Below are 690 nucleotides of genomic sequence, written 5' to 3' on the forward strand. Positions count from 1 at the left end.
CACTACTCTTAGCGCGTGGCGCGGTGGGCACCTTCGCGCTGATGTGTGTTTACTATGCGGTGACCACGTTACCTGTGGCAGAAGCAACCATCTTCCAATACATTCATCCGGGAGTTACGGCGCTGCTCGCTGTCATTTTTTTGAAAGAGCGAATTCAGCCCACAACCTTCATTTGTATTGCGCTATGTTTGCTCGGCGTCTACGTCATGGTTCGGCCAGAAACCGGCGTAGAATCTGCACAAACACTTCCAATGTTCAGTGTGATGATTGCTATTTTAGGTGCTTTTGGTAGCTCTATTGCTTATGTCATTGTAAGAAAGCTCAGCCAAACCGAAGACAGCTCGGTGATCATTTTCTACTTCCCACTTGTGGCGCTACCAACGTCCATCCTGTTTATGGGAGATAACTTTGTCATGCCAGATCTTTACCTGACGTGTATGTTGGTATTGGTCGGCGTGTTCACTCAAATTGGTCAACTTGGGCTGACTAAGGCGATGCAAACTCAACAAGCAGGTAAAGCATCAGCCTACTCTTACGTGCAGATAGTCTTTTCGGTACTGTTAGGCATTGTGTTCTTTGGCGAACTTCCATCACTATGGACATACATTGGCGGCGCGTTAATTGTAGCGGGCGCATTGATCAATGTGTTCGGCCATCATTTACGGTTGCCCTTTATTAAGCGCAGTGCTT

General features: G+C 47.5%; 1 protein-coding gene. It reads left to right on the forward strand.

Features of this window, described 5'->3' with window-relative positions:
• Positions 1-690 (forward strand): DMT family transporter (locus R7093_RS25685; protein ID WP_318147081.1); only part of this gene is annotated, 690 nt, incomplete at both ends.

It is taken from the genome of Vibrio sp. 1580 (genome assembly GCF_033340055.1).